The sequence below is a fragment of the Armatimonadota bacterium genome, from assembly GCA_025059775.1.
Lineage (GTDB): Bacteria > Sysuimicrobiota > Sysuimicrobiia > Sysuimicrobiales > Sysuimicrobiaceae > Sysuimicrobium.
Genome location: JANXCW010000014.1, coordinates 19,792 through 37,392 on the forward strand (window position 1 = coordinate 19,792; position 17,601 = coordinate 37,392).

Annotated in this window: 9 protein-coding genes and 5 pseudogenes; 4 read left to right on the forward strand and 10 right to left on the reverse strand. The window is 67.2% G+C overall.

Annotated elements, in window-relative coordinates; all coding sequences use genetic code 11:
* Nucleotides 1–31: 31 nt before the first annotated feature.
* The 9 genes and pseudogenes from N0A24_10115 to glmU form a co-directional block, all read right to left on the reverse strand.
* Entirely contained in the window at nucleotides 32–1,000 is a 969-nt protein-coding gene (locus N0A24_10115; GenBank protein ID MCS7173706.1) for a translocation/assembly module TamB, read from the reverse strand.
* A gap of 217 nt (nucleotides 1,001–1,217) precedes the next feature.
* A pseudogene (locus tag N0A24_10120) lies at nucleotides 1,218–1,424 on the reverse strand (hypothetical protein).
* A gap of 2,093 nt (nucleotides 1,425–3,517) precedes the next feature.
* Nucleotides 3,518–3,904, reverse strand: a pseudogene (locus tag N0A24_10125) (DUF748 domain-containing protein).
* 1,888 nt (nucleotides 3,905–5,792) lie between these two features.
* Nucleotides 5,793–6,029, reverse strand: a pseudogene (locus N0A24_10130) (hypothetical protein).
* A 182-nt stretch (nucleotides 6,030–6,211) separates the two neighbouring features.
* A complete protein-coding gene (locus N0A24_10135; protein MCS7173707.1) occupies nucleotides 6,212–6,526 on the reverse strand; it encodes a DUF2118 domain-containing protein in 315 nt (104 codons plus the stop codon).
* A gap of 12 nt (nucleotides 6,527–6,538) precedes the next feature.
* Nucleotides 6,539–7,723, reverse strand: coding sequence for a UDP-N-acetylglucosamine 2-epimerase (non-hydrolyzing) (wecB, locus tag N0A24_10140; GenBank protein ID MCS7173708.1), 1,185 nt, complete (start codon nucleotides 7,721–7,723; stop codon nucleotides 6,539–6,541).
* A gap of 3 nt (nucleotides 7,724–7,726) precedes the next feature.
* A complete protein-coding gene (locus N0A24_10145; protein ID MCS7173709.1) occupies nucleotides 7,727–8,848 on the reverse strand; it encodes an undecaprenyl/decaprenyl-phosphate alpha-N-acetylglucosaminyl 1-phosphate transferase in 1,122 nt (373 codons plus the stop codon).
* Nucleotides 8,849–8,856: 8 nt separating this feature from the next.
* Entirely contained in the window at nucleotides 8,857–9,828 is a 972-nt protein-coding gene (locus N0A24_10150; GenBank protein ID MCS7173710.1) for a ribose-phosphate pyrophosphokinase, read from the reverse strand.
* A complete protein-coding gene (glmU, locus tag N0A24_10155; GenBank protein ID MCS7173711.1) occupies nucleotides 9,825–11,192 on the reverse strand; it encodes a bifunctional UDP-N-acetylglucosamine diphosphorylase/glucosamine-1-phosphate N-acetyltransferase GlmU in 1,368 nt (455 codons plus the stop codon). The genes N0A24_10150 and glmU overlap by 4 nt, the downstream gene beginning before the upstream one ends.
* A 339-nt stretch (nucleotides 11,193–11,531) precedes the next feature.
* On the opposite strand from glmU, the gene N0A24_10160 reads away from it, so the two are divergent.
* Together N0A24_10160 and N0A24_10165 are read left to right on the forward strand one after the other, a co-directional pair.
* Nucleotides 11,532–14,219, forward strand: coding sequence for a calcium-translocating P-type ATPase, SERCA-type (locus N0A24_10160; protein ID MCS7173712.1), 2,688 nt, complete (start codon nucleotides 11,532–11,534; stop codon nucleotides 14,217–14,219).
* 220 nt (nucleotides 14,220–14,439) lie between these two features.
* Nucleotides 14,440–15,057 (forward strand): hypothetical protein, encoded by a 618-nt coding sequence (locus tag N0A24_10165; protein MCS7173713.1) that lies wholly within the window; start codon nucleotides 14,440–14,442, stop codon nucleotides 15,055–15,057.
* Nucleotides 15,058–15,061: 4 nt separating this feature from the next.
* Here N0A24_10165 and N0A24_10170 read toward each other — a convergent pair whose 3' ends face one another.
* Nucleotides 15,062–15,496: a hypothetical protein gene (locus N0A24_10170; GenBank protein ID MCS7173714.1), complete on the reverse strand. Its 435-nt coding sequence runs from the start codon at nucleotides 15,494–15,496 to the stop codon at nucleotides 15,062–15,064.
* A 498-nt stretch (nucleotides 15,497–15,994) separates the two neighbouring features.
* On the opposite strand from N0A24_10170, the pseudogene N0A24_10175 reads away from it, so the two are divergent.
* Nucleotides 15,995–16,908: pseudogene (locus N0A24_10175) on the forward strand (thiamine pyrophosphate-dependent enzyme).
* 194 nt (nucleotides 16,909–17,102) lie between these two features.
* Nucleotides 17,103–17,600: pseudogene (locus tag N0A24_10180) on the forward strand (alpha-ketoacid dehydrogenase subunit beta).
* Nucleotide 17,601: the final 1 nt, after the last annotated feature.

Consider the following 17,601-nt stretch of genomic DNA (forward strand, 5'->3'; position numbering starts at 1 on the left):
GATACGTCTTTCCGGGTCCCACTGTTCGAACCTACCACAGGAACCGACTCCGGAGGAACACAAGGCAGAAGTTCCGGGTGTCGTACGTAAGGGTGAGGGCCAGGCTGGGGGTGAACCGGTACTCCAGGGACCAGAGGAACTGGAGGGGATCCGTGAAGGTGGTGGTGAGGGCCAGGTACAGGTTCTGCAGGAGAAGCCCACCCACCCGGAGCCGCAGGGGACGCTCGAAGTCGTACTCGATGCGCAGTTCCTCCAACCCCAGGGCCCGGCGCACCCGGGCCGCGAACTCGCCCAGCACCAGGCGGCTCAGCTGCTGCCGCAGAAGCCCCTCCACATCCCCCCGGACCGCGGACGGAAGGCCGACTTCCCCGGCCAGGAGTGCTCCGAGCTGCTCGGGAGGAAGCGGGGGGTCGCTCGCCAGTCGGACCTGCAGATCTCCCGGGGGGCCCTCGATGTTCGCGAACACCGTGACATCCCCGACCTCCGTCCGGGCACGGGCGGAGAGCAGGGGCGTGGCCCCCCGGAAGCGCTGGAACTGGGCGGAGGCGGACTCCAGGCGGAAGGTGCGACCGAGGGCGGTGAAATCCCCATCCCTTCCCGTCACCGTGCCCTCCAGCTCCGGCCGAGCAGGGCTGCCCGTGAGGCGCAGCTGTCCCGAAACCCCAAGCCGGACCGGCCCCGCCACCGCGAGAAGGTTGTCCCCGGCCACGAGATCCAACTCCCAGTGCAGGGGAATGCGGTCAAAGCGCCCAGGAGCAACCCCGCCCCCCGTCTCCGCAAGGATCACCTCCCCGTCCCGCAAGGTCACGCGGCCGCGGAGCTGAGGCCGCAGTACAGGGCCGCTCAGCTGCAGCCGCGCGTCCACCAGACCCCGGTACAGCGGGGTCTGGAGCTGCGCCCCAGAAGCGGTGAGGGAGAGCTGAAGCCGGTCGGGGCGGAGCGCGCGGAAGGCAAGTTCCCCGTCTGCCTGCACCACCCCCGCGCCCAACCGCCCGTGCATCTGCTCCAACCGGGCGACCTGTTCATCGAATCGGATACGCGCGGAGACCCCTTCCAGGGCAGGGCGGAGCCCGTGGAACCGCACCCTGCCACCTGTCACCTGGACTTCCCCTTCCCAACGGGGAAACTCCGCGGTCCCCGAGACCCGGAGGTGCGCGGTGAGGGCTCCGGAGGTCGCTTCGACCAGCTGCGGGAACCACAGACGCAGGATGCCTAGATCCACCCGGTCCGTGCTCGCCTGCAGGGAAAGGGGCCGGGAGGGATCCAGCTGGAGGGTATCGCTCCGCAGGGGGAGGTTGCCGGTGGCGCGGGCCCGGTACCCACCTTCCTCCACCAGCACCTGCTCCAGTACGAGCACCCCCTCCCGGTAGTAGGCCTGCCCCAGGATCCGATCCACCCGTACCTCCGCCGTCCCTACCTCCCGGGCCTCGAGGGAGAGTCCGGCCATCGGCGCCTGCAGGGTTCCCGAAAGCTGCAGGGTGAAATTCAGGGTGCCCAGCAGGGGTGGGATGCGGACTCCCGCGAGCGTCCGGAGGGCCTCCAGCTCCATTCCCTCCCCGCTGAGCTCCAGCTCCGTCTCGCCCGCGAGGTTGAAGGTCCCTCTGGCCCGGAATACACCCCTTCTGGGCTCAAGCTCCAGGGACCCGATGGTCACCGCCCGGCCCTGCAGCTGGAGTTCCCCCGTAGCCCTCTGGATGGGATATCCGCCGAGGTGACCACCCTCGAGGGCGAGGGCGAGGGTCGCCGTGAGGTTCTCCACGGGGCCCCGGAGCGTGAGCCGGCCCACGAGGTCACCGTCCGCGGCAAGGGGAATGCGGCTGAGGCGGAGGAGGGTACCGAGCCGACCGGACTCCGTCCGCAGCGCGAGGTCAACCTCCGGGATCGCTCCCAGACGAACCGTCCCCTCCAGGGTATACCGCTCGGTGCCCCGCACCCCCTCCAGGGTCTGCAGCACGAGTACACCCGGCTGCCACGAGATCCTCCCTCCCGCGGTATTGAACCGCACGCCGTTGAGGACGAGATCCTGGGATCGAACCGCCGCGGAAACCAGGGGCTGCCGCACCGTTCCCCGTACAGTCCCCTCAAGGTCCACGCTTCCCTGCACGGGGAGGTGCAACGCATCCAAATCCTCCAGCCGCAGCCCGCGCAGCGAAAACCCCAGCTGCACCCCCTCCGGTTCCACCCCTCCAGCGAGGCGCAGCTTTCCCCGCTCCAGATCCGCCTCCAGGTCCTCTATAGCCAACCGATTCCCTTCCCACCGGAGGTGCGCCCGGGCGGCCCGTACCCGCTCTCCAGCCATGAGGGCGTCCCGGAGGTGGAGCATGCCCTCGGCTCTAGGCTGTCGAGGGGCCCCAGAGACCTGCACTGCTCCCGAAACCACACCCGCCACCGGAACCTGGAGCCCTACCAACCGACCGAGCCGGCCCACCTCCGCTCCCTCCGTCCGTACGAGGAGGTCGAGCCGCGGCTCCCTCTCCCAACCGATCTCCCCCTCCATCCGGTAAACGTCCGCGCCGTCCCGCACCAAGGCCTGATGCATCCGGAGTCTCCGTCGTGTGAGCACGAGCTCGCCCACTCCTTCCTGAAAGCGGACCGGACCCACCTCCCCCCGCTCCACCCGTACATGCCCCTCTACGTGGGGTTCCCTCGGGGTTCCCCGGATCCGGCCTGCGAAGTGCATCTCCCCCTCCACGGGGACCTGCAGGCCCACCACGGTTCCGAAGCGGGCGAGCGGGGCGTTCCGGGTCACCGCGAAGAGGTCTAGAGCCCCCGCCGTGGACACCGTTCCCTGCACCCCCAGCCACGCCTGCCCGAAGGAGGCCGTGGCTGCCGCGATCCGGAGTTTCCCCTCGCCGTACCCGAAGGCCGCGAAGAGCCGGTCGAACGGGACGCCGAAGGCCCTCCCAGGTCCCCCCTGCAGTGCCGCCTGAACCCACACGTTCTCCGGATCCCCCGCTGCGAGGAGCACGCCCGCGGCACGGAACTGGACGGGGGCCGTGAGGCCTAGGGTCCGAACCACCTCCGTGGGAACGTCCCGGAAGGAAGCCGCCAGCACGAAGCGCCGGTCTGAGGGGTCCAGGAGGAAGTCCCCCCGCACACGCCCGCCAGAGAGGAGGGCCCGGAAGTCCGAGAAGGCCACAAGTCCGGACTCGTAGGCAAAGTCCGACGCTACGGAGCGCAGGGACTGCTCCGCCACCACGAGGGAGGAGGACCGGAAGTACCCGGTAAGGCGCGGGGCCCCTGGAGGCCCAGCCAGCCGTATCCGGCCGCTAAGTCGGCCCTGGACGGGGAACATGCCCGGTAACAGGCGCCGCAGGAGGTGGGTGTCCACCCCCGTGACCTGGATGTCCAGATCCAACGAGCCGCCGCCCGCGAGCAGTGCCTCGCCTCGCAGGGTGGCCGTCCCGCGGCCCAGCCGCACCCGGACTTCCTGTAGTTCCAGCCGGGACGGGGTAAAGCGGACCGGACCGGTGGCCACAACCCGGATGCCTTCGGGGAGGATGGAGAGGGTCACCCCCTGGAGCCTCAGGCTTCCGTCCCAGCCCGTTCGGCCAGGGCCAGGCCCGTAGAGCCGCACCGAACCGGAGACGTATCCTCCCTCCCATCGCACCCTGGGATGGGGCACAAGATACGTCCCCCACGATCGCACCGGGACCCTCGCCACCCGCACCTGAAGGTCCAGGGCGCCCTCGTCCCCGCGGATCCAGCCGCTGGCCTCCACGGCCGCGGATTCCTGGGCGGTGGCCCGCCCGCGGAGCGTAAACCGCACAAGGGGGAAGTCCCGCAGGGAGAAATCGCCGGAAAGCTCCTCCAAGGAGGCCTGAAAGACGGGGTGCCGGGAGGCGTCCAGCAGGTGCACCCGCCCGTCCCGGATCACCACGGTGCCGGTGAAGGCCGGTTGCATCGGGCCCTCGGGAGGTGCCCTTTGGAGGAGCTCCCCGAGGTTCCACCGACCCTTCGGATCCCGCTCCAGCAGCAGGACCGGACCTTCCAGGAGGACACGGCGGACGGCGGGGAGAACCAGACGTGGACCCCGCAGCAGACCCCGCAGAAGGGCCTCGGGGTCGAGTTCCACGGTGAGGCGACGGATGCGCAGAAGATCTCCGCCCCGTGGGGTGCGGTCTTGGGTAACCCGCACCCCCTCCGCCACTACCCCCCGCCATGGATCGCCGCGGAGGGACCGGATCTCCACCTCCCGCCCCAGAGCCTGCGTCAGGGTGCGTGCCACCGCATCCCGGACCGCGGCTTCCAGGATCCCGGCCCGCACGAGGTACACCACGGCCCCCAAGAGGCCCACAAGGGCCCCCGCCAGGAGGAACGCGGCCGCAAGAAGGACCCGCCGCATGCGCACCCGCGGAGAACCCCCGCCCTCACTCCACCACGATGGGAATCACCACCTCGCCCCGCACCACCCAGTCCGTGGGCAGAATCTCCCCGGCGAACGCATCGAAGTAGATGAAGCGCTTGGCAGGGTCGTCGGAGGGCGGGATCCCCGTGGGGATCAACTGGAGCAGCACATCTGTGTTGCGTCCGAACCGTTCGAAGAACTCCAGTTCCTGTTCCAGGCTGTCAAACCGCGTCGGCTGCGGTTCCCCCGCGACCCGGCTCAGCAGAAGGTTCGTGGGATCCACGGCCTCCCGGGAGCTGCCGGCGCTGCCGACCACGAGGAGGGCCGGACCCCGCGGGAAGTTCTGAGGGACCTGGATCTCCACCACCCGGGTCCACTGCTCCTCCTGGAAAGGCCGCAGGCGGAGGCGTACCCGGAGTTTCCCCCCCTGCGGAACCGTCCGGTGCTCCGCCTCCACCTCCACCACAGAGGCGATGAGGGGCCGGCGGGTGAGGGTGACCTCCACCGAGAGGTCCACGGGCTCCAGAGGCGCGAACTCGTTGTGGAACAGGATGCGGGTCGCTTCCACCACGTCCAGCACGGCGGCGGCAGCCACGTCGCGGGCGCTGTAGACGCGGTTCGTGCGCTCCACGGGCCGTGGGAGCCCCCGGGCCCGGGCGGCGATTCGCACCTCCGCGGTGCCCCCTCCGGAGGCGTCCCACCCCCGCTCGATGGCGGAGAGCACCAAGCCGGGGATGAGGGCCTGCGCGAGATCCCGGCGGCGGACCATGTGGGTTCCCAGCTGCAGGCTGCGACCTCCGTCCCGATCCACCACCCGGACCACCACATTGAAAATCCGGGGAAGGCGCCCCAGCTCCCCGCCGATGCCGGCCGCCCGATCCCGGGTCACCGTGCCCACCACGTTCCCGAGATCTCCCTCTTTGAAGGACATCTCCAGGCTTCGCACCACCGTGTGGATGTAGGCGGTGGTGAGCATGTACGCGCTCTCTCCCGAGCCCAGCATCTGATGGCCCAGCCCGAGGAACCGTCTTCCGCGGCGGTACGTGAGGGTGCCGAAGGCCACCAGGTTCACGTCTCCCCGGGCCAGGGCCACGCCCACCGCACTTCCGGGCACAAGCGGCGCTTCCGGGAACCGGCCGACTCCCCCGTAGCCCTGGACGGGGACCACGGGAAGAGGGCTCAGGGAGGCCCGGAGGAGGCGGAAGGCCCGATCGCCGAGCCCGGAGACCACGAGGGGGGTCACCACGGGCGCAAAGGCAGGGATCCCCATCCGTGCGGAAGCCGCCCGGCCGGAGGCCACATCCCGGGCCACGAGGATATGATCCACGGTGCGCCCCCCCAGCCGCAGCGGCCGATCCAACCGCATAAGGCCGGGGTGATGCGCAGCTGGCCGTCCTGCCTCCAGGAGCTCCAGCATTCGCTCAATGGGCGTGAACAGCCCCAGGTTCCTATCGGGTCCCGCGAACACGTAGCTGTATGAGAGCGCGCCCGCAAGCCGACCCTGGAGGTACATGGGGCTCCCGCTCATCCCCGCCGCCACCCCACCCGCCTGCTCGATCACGGGACCGTAGGCCCGGAAGAGCACGAGGCGTCCCGAAGGCCCCTCCGTGGTCCCGAGGACCTCGAAGGAGAACTCCTCCACCCGCGTGCCCCGGATCACCGTCCGACCCACCCCCCGCATCCCTGGCCGGATCTCCGCAAGCCGCATGAACGCCTCGGGCTCCGCGGCGTGGGCGGCCGGAAAGACGAGGCTTACGGCCACCAGCACCCACCCACCTCGCTTCACCCACCCGAGCATCCGATCCCTCCCGGAGCACTTCTCCGATGCGGCTTCATGCTATCACAGGCCTGTCGGGGAGAAGGTCACCGCGGCGCCAGGCGTACCACGGGGTCACCGATCTGGATCCGCTGCCCCGGACGCACCAGGACCTCCACCACCTCCCCGTCCCGGGGCGCGCGCGCCGCCACCTCCCGGGGTTTCGTGCCGGTGCGGACGTACACCAGGGGATCTCCCTCCGTGACCCGATCCCCCACGGAAACCGTCTCCACCACCACGCCGCCGATGGTGGCTCGCACGAGATCCGGATCCGGGGAGGGAGCCGCGGCGGTCCACCGAACCCATCCCGGGATCCCGAAAAGCAACGCCCAAACCGTCGTGAAAACCGCCACGCGCCGCATGGCTCCCTTCCGTTAACGAGCCTTCCGGGTTGCGGGTTCCCCCACGGGCGGAGGGGCGGGATCAAAGGGCTCCGGGAGGCGGTCCGACAGTCCGAAGTGTACCCGCAGGATCTGACGGATGCGCGCGGCAGCTCGGCCATCTCCATAGGGGTTGGTGGCGTTCGCCATCCGGGCATGAGCCTCGGGATCCCGAAGCAGCCGGTTGGTTTCCTCCACGATGCGGTCCGGATCCGTCCCCACCAGTTTCGCAACTCCCGCCTCGATCCCCTCCGGCCGCTCCGTGGTCTCCCGGAGCACGAGGACCGGGGTACCGAAGGCGGGGGCTTCCTCCTGGACCCCTCCCGAATCCGTGAGGATGAGGTAGGCCCGGCGCTCCAGCGCCACGAAGGGCCCGTAGTCCGGAGGATCCAGGAGGTGCACCCGAGCCAGATCTCCAAGCTCCCGGAACACCACTTCCCGGACCACGGGATTCCGATGCACGGGGAAGACCACCTCCACGTCCTCGAACCGCTCCACGAGGACGCGCACCGCCACGCAGATGCGGCGAAGGGGCTCCCCCCAGTTCTCCCGGCGGTGGGCGGTGACCAGGATCATTCGGGCACCCGGGCGCACGGGCAATCCAGGATCCGGGAGAGGATCCCGTGCTGTGATCCACCGCAGGGCGTCGATCACGGTGTTGCCCGTCACGTAGACGCGGTGGGCCTCCACTCCCTCCCGGAGCAAATTCTGGAGGGCACCGGGTGTGGGCGCGAAGTGGAGGTCCGCCAGCGCCCCGGTCATGCGGCGGTACATCTCCTCGGGGAAGGGATGGTACTTATCGTGGGTGCGCAAACCTGCCTCCACGTGGGCCACGGGCAGCCGGTGGTAGAAGGCCGCGAGGGCGCCGCAGAAGCTGGGTGCCGCATCCCCCTGCACCAGCACCATCTCCGGCCGCACCCGACGGATGCACGCATCCAGGCCCACCAGGGTTCGGGCCGTGACCTCCGTCAGGGTCTGGCGGGGCCGCATCACGTTGAGGTCCACGTCGGGGGTGAGGTGAAAGAGCCGTAGGACCTGGTCCAGCATCTCCCGGTGCTGGGCAGTGGCCACCAGGATGGGCTCGAACGCGGGGTCTGCCCGCAGCTCCAGGACCACGGGCGCCATCTTCACCGCGTCCGGCCGCGTGCCCACCACCAGGAGGAGGGGAATCCGCCGCATCCGCTAGGTCCGCTGGAGCTCAGAACTCCGGTCCGGCGTGCGGACCAGGAGTCCCAGCCGCCAGGCGGAGATCCAAAGGCTACCGCCTAACCCGAGGGCGAGGAGGAGGAAGACCCCGGGTCGTACGCTCCCCGCGATCCACAGGGCGAGGACGGCGAGAAGGGCCGAGAGCCCGTACAGCAGGAACACCGTCTGGCGCTGTGAGAGACCCCGGTCCAGCAGCCGATGGTGGAGGTGTTCCCGATCCGGCTGGAACACCGGCACCCCCCTGCGCAGCCGGCGCACGATGGCCAAGGCAGTGTCGAAGATAGGGATCCCCATGGCCAACAGCGGTACCGTCAGGCTGATCAGGGTAAGGGTCTTGAACATCCCCACCACAGAGATGGCACCCAGGAGGTAGCCCAGCAGCAGCGCCCCTCCGTCGCCCATGATCACCCGGGCGGGATTGAAGTTGTAGCGCAGGAAGCCCACGCAGCTTCCCACCACCGCGGCACACAGCACCAGGATCCCGAGTCCACCCCGCAGGGCCGTGGCCGCGGCAAAGAAGGTGGCCGCCACGATGGCCGCGATCCCCGCCGCGAGCCCGTCCACCCCGTCGATGGAGTTCATGGCGATGGCTGCGGATCCGATCCAGGCCACGGTGAACAGCTGGCCCAGTACCCCGAGCGGTACGAGCTTTCCGGTGAGAGGGTTGGTGAGAAAGGGGGTGGTGACGCCGAAGAACACAGGGAGGGCGGCTGCAAGATAGATGAGGGGGAACTTGGTGCGACCGGAAAGCTGCCGGAGATCATCCACCACCCCGAGGGCGGTGATGGCCACGGCTCCCAGCAGCACTCCCACCAGCCGCCCGTCCACGGGCCCGTAGGGGACCGCCAGTACGAAGTACTTGGGCTCCCGCACCAGGGCAATGGGGCCCGGGATGGGGAGCGTGAGGAGCGCGGCGAGAAAGATCCCGCAGAACAGGGCCACCCCGCCCAGGCGGGGGAGCGGCCTATGGTTGATGCGTCTACCGCCCGGATAATCCACGGCCCCCGTGCGGCAGGCGATCCAGCGGGCGGTGGGGGTAGTCCAGTAGGTGACGAACCAGGCCACCACCGCGCTCACCACGTACGGCGGGATGAACATGCTTCCTCCTACAGGATCACCTCCGCGGGCTGCGGCTCCTCCAGCAGCTCGCTTATGGAGGTGTTCTCGTGAATGCTCAGGATCGCTTCCGCCACCAACCGCGCGATGGAGATCACCCGGATCTTCCCGATGCGCTTGTGGGGCGGAATGGGGATGGAGTCCGTGACCACCAGCTCCCGGATGGGGCTCGCCTGGATGCGCTCCACCGCGGGATCCGAGAGCACAGGGTGGGTGCAGCAGGCGTAAACCTCCGACACACCCCGGCGCACCAGGGCCTCCGCGGCGGCCACGAGGGTGCCCGCGGTGTCCACGATGTCGTCCACAAGAATGGCGGTGCGCCGGTACACCTTCCCGATCACGTGCACGATCTCGCTCACCTGGTTGGGCTGGTCCCGGCGTTTATCGCAGACCGCCACGGGCGCCTCGATGGCCCGGGCGAAGTCCCGGGCCCGCTTGAGGCCTCCGATGTCAGGGGAGACCACCACCACGTTGGCTAGGCCCTTGCGGAGAAAGTAGTCCGCGAAGAGGTTGCGGGCGGTGAGGTGATCGAGGGGGATGTCGAAGAAGCCCGCCACCTGCCCTGCATGGAGGTCCACACAGAGGATGTGGTCCGCGCCCGCCCGGGTGAGGAGATTCGCCACCAGCTTCGCGGAGATGGGCTCCCGGGGACCCAGTTTCCGGTCCTGTCGGGCGTACCCGAAGTAAGGGATCACCGCGGTGATCCGGCGGGCGGAGGCCCGGCGCAGGGCATCCAGGATCACCAGGGATTCCACCAGGTTCTCGTTCACGGGAGGACAGGTAGGCTGGAGGAGGAAGCAATCCTGACCCCGCACGCTCTCGTCGATCCGAACCCAGACCTCCCCGTCCGGGAAGCGGGAGACCACCATCTCCGCGAGGGGCACATCCAGGTACACGGCCACCCGCCGGGCCAGGGCCACGTTCGCGGTACCCGCGAAGATCTTGGGGGGATCCTGTCTCATCCTTCCGACTTCGGTTCCACGGTGCGGATCACCCGGGCGGGGACACCCACCGCCACCGCGCCCGGCGGGAGGTCACGGGTTACCACCGTCCCCGCTCCCGTCACTGCTCCCGCACCCACCCGCACTGGAGCTTGGAGCATGGTGTCGCTGCCGATGAAGGCGCCGTCCTCGATCACCGTCTGCTGCTTCCCAGCTACACCATACCGCAGATTGCAGGTCACCGTGCCTGCCCCGATGTTCACCCCCTGCCCCACCAGGGCATCCCCCAGGTAGGAGACGTGGTGGACCTTCGTGCGGTCTCCTACCCGCGCGTTCTTCAGCTCCGCGAAGTTGCCCACCTCCACCCCCCGGCCCAGCACGCACCCTGGCCGCAGATGCGCGTACGGCCCCACCCGGGATCCTTCCCCGATCTCGCTGTGCTCCACCACGGACCACCACACCCGGACCCCATCCCCCACCCGGGCGGAGATGAGGTGCGCACCCGGCCCCAGGATGCAGTCGCGGCCCACCGTGGTCTCTCCCTCGATCACGGTGAAGGGGTGGATCACGGTGTCCGGGCCGATCCGGGCCCGGGGGTCCACGTAGGTGGTGGCGGGATCCACCACGGTGACTCCGGAGGCCATCAGTTCCTCCAGCACCCGCCGACGCATGGCCGCCTCCGCCTGCGCGAGCTCCTTCCTCGTGTTGATCCCCATGACCTCCTCCGCCTCCCGTACCTGCAGAATTCCCACCCGACTCCCTCCCTCCCGGAGAAGCCGGAAGACGTCGGTGAGATAATACTCCCCCTGGGCGTTCTCCGCACGGAGGCGGGGAAGGATCTCCCGCAGGGCGCCCACCTCGAAGCACCCGAGCCCTGTGTTCACCTCCGAAACCGCCCGCTCCTCCGCGGTGGCGTCCGCCTCCTCTACCACCCGATCCAGGGTACCGTCCGGCCGGCGGATCACCCGGCCGTAGCCCGTGGGATCTAGCATCCGGGCGCTTACCAGGGTGGCGGTGTTCCCCTCCTGGATGTGCCGCTCCACCAGGCGCTGGAAGGTGGCCGTTCGTACGAGTGGGGTGTCGCCGTAGGCTATGATCACGGGGCCCTCGAGGCTCTCCAGGTAAGGGAGAACGCAGGCCACGGCGTGCCCCGTTCCGAGGGGCCGGTCCTGGACCGCTACGGATACCCCGTCCGGAAGAACTGTCCGCACGCGTGTTCCCTCCTCGCCAACCACCACCACGAGGGGGCCCTGCACCACGGGCCGGAGGGCTTCCAGGACATACAGAAGCATGGGCCGGCCGCAGAGGGGATGGAGGACCTTGGGGAGGCGGGAACGCATGCGCTTTCCCTGTCCTGCTGCCAGAACCACCGCCGCCGCCCTCATCTCAAACCTCCCGATATTGACCGTATTGACCGCCAGAGGTACAACCGGTAAGGTTTTGGTGGCCTCGCGGGGCGCGAGGCTGAGGGGAGTAACCGGCGGTAGCTCGCGGCAGAGGACCGCAGCTGCCGCGGTCCGGTCGTCAGGACGGCGATCCAGGAGATCGCCCGGCTGGACCTGTGGTGGGATCGCACGGTGAGACCTCCGGCCTTGTGGTCGGAGGTCTTCCTATTGGGCCTGGCCGATGAAGCTGGACCGGCTCCCCTTACCCCTGACTCCCTCCTGTTGGAGGCGATGGGGACTCGGACATCCATTAGGGAGGTACGGAAGGGGGAGCCTTCCATGCATCCCCGGGGCGAAGAGGAACGTCCCATCTGGCACACGCTCCCTGCCGAAGCCGTCCTTGCGCTACTTCACTCGACATCCGCCGGTCTGGCTTCTGCCGAAGCGGCGCGCCGCCTCGCGGAGTACGGACCCAACGCGCTGGAGCCCGGCCGTAAGGTCTCCCCGTGGGAAGTCCTGCTCGGCCAGTTCAAGAACATCCTCATCCTGATCCTGCTCGTTGCGACCGGGTTGTCTGCGGCCCTCGGTCATGTCGTTGAAGCCATTGCCATCACCGTCATTGTACTCTTCGCGGTCCTGCTCGGATTCGTCCAGGAATATCGAGCGGAACGGGCCCTCGAGACCCTGCGCGAGATGGCTGCTCCCACCGCCCACGTCCTTCGGGACGGACAAGAGATTGGAATCCCGGCACGTGAACTCGTCCCGGGTGATGTGGTGATCCTCCGAACCGGTGACAGGGTACCCGCTGACCTGCGCCTCATCGAGGCGATCAACCTCCAGATAGACGAAGCACCCCTGACGGGGGAATCCGTGCCGGTGGAGAAATACACGTCCCCTCTGCCCGACCCCGCGCTCCCATTGGCGGACCGCCACAACATGGCTTACGCGGGGACTACGATCACTTACGGTCGTGGGCGTGGGGTGGTGGTGGCCACGGGCATGGCCACGGAGTTCGGGCAGATCGCCCGGATGCTTCAGACCGTCGAAACCGGACGAACACCTCTCCAGGAGAACCTCGACAGGGTCGGCCATACCTTGGCGCGTGCCGCCCTCGTGGTCGTCGCCCTCGTCGCTGCGCTGGGTGTCGTCCGGGGAGAACCCCTGATCCAGATGTTCGTCTTCGGAATCGCCCTGGCCGTGGCGGTAGTCCCGGAGGCCCTGCCCGCTGTGGTAACTATCTCCCTGGCCATCGGAGTGCAGCGGATGGTCCGCCGGAACGCCCTCATCCGCCGCCTTCCCGCCGTGGAGACCCTCGGCAGCGTGTCCGTGATCTGCTCCGACAAGACCGGAACGCTCACCAGGAACGAGATGACGGTCCGTGAGATTTTCGTCGCGGGCGAGCTCTGGGAGGTCTCCGGAGAGGGGTATGAGCCGCGCGGCAGATTCCTTCGGAATGGACACCCCTACGATCCCCCCGAGGCCCTCACCCTCCTGCTGCGGGCTGCAACTCTGGCGTCCGATGCGGAACTCGTACAGGTGGGTGGTCGATGGCAGGTCCGGGGCGACCCCACCGAGGCAGCCTTGGTGGTCGCCGCGGCCAAGGCAGGACTCCAAAAGCAAGCCTTGGATGCTGCGTTCCCCCGTCTGCACGAGATCCCCTTTACCTCGGAACGGAAGCGGATGACCACGCTCCACCGGGATTCCCAGGGCCCCGTTGCCTACTCCAAAGGCGCCCCTGAGGTACTGCTGGCATCCTGTCACAGCGTATACACGACGGATGGCGTCGCTCCGCTGAGCGAAGAGCAACGCGAACAGATCCTGGATGTCGCGCGCCGAATGGCGCAGAGAGCCCTCCGAGTTCTGGCTGTGGCGTTCAAACCGAACCCCAACCCCCAGGACCCAGAACAGGATATGATTCTCCTCGGCCTCGTGGGGATGATGGACCCTCCGCGCCCGGAAGCCAAGGCAGCAGTCCAGACCTGCGAACAGGCCGGAATCAAGCCGGTCATGATCACCGGCGACCATCCCATCACTGCCCAGGCTATCGCCCGGGAGCTGGGAATCCTGAAGGACGACTGCATGATCACGGGGCCGGAATTGGATCAGCTCCCGGATGAGTCCCTCGCTGCTCAGGCTGACCACATCCGCGTGTATTCCCGGGTCTCCCCAGCCCACAAGCTTCGCGTGGTCACCGCGCTGCAGCGGAACGGCCACATCGTCGCCATGACCGGCGACGGAGTCAACGACGCTCCCGCCCTCAAGAAGGCGGACATCGGGGTCGCCATGGGCATCACGGGGACCGACGTGAGCAAGGAAGCTGCGGATATGGTCCTCCTGGACGACAACTTCGCATCTATCGTGGCAGCCGTGGAAGAGGGTCGAGCCGTCTTCTCGAACATCAAGAAATACCTCATGTACCTGCTCTCCTCCAACGTGGGCGAAATCCTCCTCATGGCCGCCGCTAGCCTTCTCGGGCTTCCCCTTCCCTTGACCGCGGTTCAGATTCTGTACGTGAACCTAGCCACCGACGGACTGCCGGCCCTTGCCCTCTCCGTAGATCCACCGGAACCTGACCTCATGCGCCGTCCACCCCGGGATCCACGGGCTTCCATCTTCACCCGTCCCGTCATCGTCCTCCTCCTGGTGGGGGGCATGTGGTCTGCCTTGGTCAACCTGACGGTGTTCTCCTGGGCCCTGGGATCCGGGCGCGGTCTATCGGAGGCCATGACCATGACCTTTGTCTCCCTGGTTCTCATCCAGTTCTTCAAGGCGTACAACTTCCGTTCCGACCGACACTCGGTCCTGCACCGGCCCTTCGCCAACCGGTGGCTCAACCTCGCCATCCTCTGGGAACTCCTGCTCCTCTCCGCTATCGTCTACCTTCCCTTCTTCCACGCACCCTTCGGTACCTTTCCGCTCACCCTGGAGGACTGGGCTATCGTCGTCGTGCTGGCCTTTACGGTCTCCCCTGTGTTGGAGATCACGAAGTGGATCCTACGGCGAACGGCATTCGCGGGGACATCCTGATCGGAAGTCCCCGTACTCCCCGGCAGGCTACCTCTAGAGCCCTGGCCATCCCCACGGGAGCCCTGTGGCTTCACCGGGCCGACGACCTCTGAGCTCAGAAGCCCGCCGAGCATCCTCCACCATGAAGATGCTCTGGTAGAAGCCCAGGGCCTCCAGACCTCCCCACGGAGAGCGAGAAGTCACGGTTCCGCGGGGTTTTGAAGCGCGGTAAGATGGTCTTGTGAACCGGATCGCCATCACCCTGGAGATCGTGGACACAGGGGAGGATCTGGAGGCCCTGCCGTGCCTTTTCTCCCTGGAGGTCGACGGACGGCCGGTGCTCCTGCTCGGGGAGTGCGCACGGCCTCAAGGGATCCCTTCCCATGACGCCTCCTACGGGACCTACTCCCTCTTCGAGGCCACCCAGGGCCTCATCCTCACCCTCCTGGCGGATCACCACCCTGTTCTGGACCCCGAGGATCCCTACGCGGCCCCCCTCTTTGTGGCGGAGTGCGGCATGGACTGCTGCGGGTATCACGATCTGGGCATCTACCATCGGGGCGGGGCCATCGTGGTGGAGGTCCCGGACCGGGGAGAGCGCTACACCGTGGATCCTGCGGATTATGCGGCCGCGGTGACCTCCGCGGTGCGGGGCTTCCTCCAGCTTGCCCTGGGGGAGCGGCGGCTGCGGGACGACGAGGCCTGGCACCTCTACGACCACCTCGCGTGGCTGCTACGGCGTGCGGCCCACGACGGACCCGTGCCCATCCGGCAGGTGTGCCGCAGGTTCCTCGACGAGGCGGAGGAACGGATTCAGCAGGCCACCCAGCCCGTGCAGGCCGTGCAGGGGACGCACTGAACCGTTATCGTTCGTACCAGATGGCCTGTGGCCGCAGGTTGCGCTGGAGCCCCAGCTGCGCGGCTATGCGGTTGGTCCACGCCACGAACCCGTCAATGATCTCCAGGCATTCCTCCTCGATCTCTTCGGGGCTCAGGGGACCGTACTGCAGACGGGCCAGCATGTCGCCGATGGCGCTGCAGAAGGCGCTGATGTCCTCCAGGAGTTCCCGTCCGATCCGCAGTCCCTGCAGGCTGACCCCCGCGGGACGGCGGACTCCCGTCCCGGAAAGCCGCCGCCGCTGCTGCGTGGCCCACTCGTTCAACTCGTCCAGCACGAAGTACGCATCCTCCGGCCCCCGCTCCATCACCAGGGTCACGAACCCCTGACAGGCACGCCAGGTCTGGTGGATGATCCCCGCCAGATACCGCTTGTCCTGAGCCTCCAGCTTCGGTGGCATGTTTCCTCTCCCTGGTGAAGGATTCGACCCCCACACCCGGTTTCCTCCCGGGCACATGGACAGCGACACCAGGGTACAACGGCCTGCGCCCTCGGTCCAGGCAAAAGCCAACCCCTCCGCCGCGCCGGATCCCCACAGCCCCGTGGGCCACGGCCCGGGCACATCACTCCGCTGCCTGTACTACGCCCCATGGTCCACCCATCCCATTGACGTTTCCCCTTCCGGGAACTACCGTGAGCATGGGGCAGCAAGGATCCTGGGGGTGTGTCCTTAAAGCCTGCATCCCCTCCCGAGCCTGAAGCGGTTTCCAGGATTCCCCTGTACGTTCCCAAAACCGGTGGCTTGAGCACCACAAAGGTCTCCGTAGTCCGATGGCTGAAACGGGAGGGCGAACCGGTGTACAAAGGCGAGCCCCTCGTGGAGCTCCTGACGGAGAAGGTCACCTATGTCCTTGACGCTCCTGCGGGTAGAGAGAAACTTCTTTGGATGTACACCCAGATGGTTCGCATCCGCCGGTTTGAGGAGAAAGTAAAACAGACCTTGGAGAACCACCCCGGGATGATCCGTGGCCATACCCACCTCGCGGATGGCGCTGAGGCGGCCATCGTCGGCGCGCTGGCCACCCTACAACCAAATGACTTTGTCATGTCCACGTACCACTGCCACGGCTATCCCATCGCCCTCGGAACCCCCACCCGTCAGATCATGGCTGAGATTTACGGTAAGTGGAATTGTCGGACAGGTCATTCCTCAAGCCACGGGCGCCGCCTGGCCGTTCAGGTTAAAGGTACCCATCAGGTCGTCCTCTGTTTCTTCGGCGACGGCGCCACCAAGCAGGGAGCCTTCCACGAATCCTTGAATATCGCCTCCCTTTGGAAACTCCCTAGTGTACATCTTCTAGTGTACATCTTAGAGAACAACGAATACCAAGCTTACACCCGTGTCGAACTGGAGGACGCCAATGCCGCGGCCGGCGAGGATCTCTCCGTCAAGGCGAGAGCCTACAGCATGCCCGGCGTGACCGTGGACGGCTCCGATCCCATCGCCGTGTATCAGGTCGTTGGACAGGCCGTGGCCCGTGCGCGGGGGGCAAGGGTCCTACGCTGGTGGAAGCCAAAGTTTACCGGCTCAGTGCACACGGGAACGCCATCACGGTGCCCCCGATTCCCACCAAATTCCCCGAGCATGAGGCCATCTCCGTTTACGACAACCCGGGTGAGTACGAGACAGGCCGGAGAAAAGACCCCATACCCCGATTCCGGGCGTTCCTGCTCGATGCAGGGATCGCCTCTGAGACGGAGCTGGAAAGCATCGAACAGGACACCCAGAGTGAAATGCAGGAGGCCGTGGCCTTCGCCTTGGAGGAGCCCTATCCGGCCCCCGAGGAGGCCCTGAGGTACGTGTACGCCTAGGAGGGGATGACGATGCCCAGAGAGGTCATGTACGCAGAGGCCATAGGGGAAGCCATTGCGGAGGAGATGCAGCGTGATCCCACGGTCATTTACTACGGCCAGAACATGGCGATGACCGAGAAGGACCCCTTTTGCGAATCTTCGGCAGGAACCGAGTTCGGATCACCCCTGTTTCGGAAACGGCACAGATCGGCATGGCCATTGGCGCAGCGCCGGCCGGCCTTCGTCCCATGGTGGAGCTTTGGATGACCGACTTCATGCTTGTGGCCCTGGATCAGGTCATCAATCAAGCCCCACGACTTCGCTATATGTCCGGCGGCCAGGTCAAGGTGCCTTTGGTATTGAAGGCGGGATATGGCTTCATCGCAGGCTGGGCAGGCCAGTATTCGAACTGCTACTACAACCTTTTCCTGGGCGTCCCGGGATTAAGGGTCGCCATCCCCTCTACACCCTATGACGCCAAGGGGCTGATGAAGGCAGCGATTCGAGACGATAACCCGGTCGTGTACCTGCATCACTGGAACCTGACCCTGATTCAGGGCGAGGTCCCGGAAGAGGACTACGTGGTGCCTTTCAGGGTTGCGGACGTAAAACGAGAAGGAACGGACGTGACCGTGGTCGCGACGGGATGGATGGTCCACAGATCTTTATCCGCTGCGGAGCAGTTGGCTCGGGAAGGGATCAGCGTGGAGG

Excerpts from the sequence above, each read along its gene's own strand:
- N0A24_10115 (MCS7173706.1), bottom strand. The coding sequence starts at position 1,000 with ATGCACGGGCGGTTGGGCGCGGGGGTGGTGCAGGCAGACGGGGAACTT.
- N0A24_10135 (MCS7173707.1), bottom strand. The coding sequence starts at position 6,526 with ATGCGGCGCGTGGCGGTTTTCACGACGGTTTGGGCGTTGCTTTTCGGG.
- wecB (MCS7173708.1), bottom strand. The coding sequence starts at position 7,723 with ATGCGGCGGATTCCCCTCCTCCTGGTGGTGGGCACGCGGCCGGACGCG.
- N0A24_10145 (MCS7173709.1), bottom strand. The coding sequence starts at position 8,848 with ATGTTCATCCCGCCGTACGTGGTGAGCGCGGTGGTGGCCTGGTTCGTC.
- N0A24_10150 (MCS7173710.1), bottom strand. The coding sequence starts at position 9,828 with ATGAGACAGGATCCCCCCAAGATCTTCGCGGGTACCGCGAACGTGGCC.
- glmU (MCS7173711.1), bottom strand. The coding sequence starts at position 11,192 with ATGAGGGCGGCGGCGGTGGTTCTGGCAGCAGGACAGGGAAAGCGCATG.
- N0A24_10160 (MCS7173712.1), top strand. The coding sequence starts at position 11,532 with ATGCATCCCCGGGGCGAAGAGGAACGTCCCATCTGGCACACGCTCCCT.
- N0A24_10170 (MCS7173714.1), bottom strand. The coding sequence starts at position 15,496 with ATGCCACCGAAGCTGGAGGCTCAGGACAAGCGGTATCTGGCGGGGATC.